1 protein-coding gene is annotated in these 758 nt (G+C 37.9%); it reads left to right on the forward strand.

Annotated features, from left to right (window positions below; genetic code table 11):
- Window positions 1–758: RNA-guided endonuclease TnpB family protein (locus IEY53_RS34810; protein ID WP_189032936.1), on the forward strand; the 758-nt coding region annotated here is incomplete at both ends.

Here is a 758-nt window from a genome sequence, read left to right on the forward strand (position 1 = left end):
CCATTGCCAATTCCTCTATTGCTTTTCCTATCATCGTGGACAACAAAGTGAAAAAGACGATTTTTCCTGCTCTATTAACCGAAAGAGATAAACAATTTCTTCAAAATGCCAAATGTGGTCTGATGAGAATCGTTGAGAAAGCAGGAAAATGGTTTGCTCAAGTTTCACTTGAAATTCCTACAGAGACAACAACAGGCGAACAGGTAATGGGCATTGATTTAGGATTAAAAGTCCCTGCTGTTGCTGTGACTAGTGAAGGAAAGACGAGATTTTTTGGAAAGGGTAGAGAAAACAAATATATGAAACGCAAGTTCCGTAGTGAACGAAAAGGTTTAGGAAAGAAGAAAAAGCTAGGTGCTATTCGTAAACTGGATCATAAAGAACAAAGATGGATGAAAGATAAGGATCACAAAATAAGTAGACAAATTGTCAATTTTGCCATGGAGAATCAAGTGTCCGTCATTCACTTAGAGAAGCTGACAAACCTCAGAAAAACGACAAGAACAAGTCGTAAAAACGAAAAGAATTTGCACACATGGTCATTCCATCGCTTGGCACAATTCATTGAATACAAAGCAAATATGGCAGGTATCCAAGTGGAATATGTGAATCCTGCGTATACATCGCAAAAATGTCCATCTTGCTCTACGCTAAATAAAGCGATAAATAGAAAATATTCGTGTCCATGTGGGTTTCATACTCATCGTGATAAAGTCGGTGCAATGAATATTATTCACGCACCTGTGATTGGTGGTAAC

It is taken from the genome of Paenibacillus albidus, assembly GCF_014644435.1.
In the GTDB taxonomy this organism is placed as follows: Bacteria; Bacillota; Bacilli; order Paenibacillales; family Paenibacillaceae; genus Paenibacillus_AQ; species Paenibacillus_AQ albidus.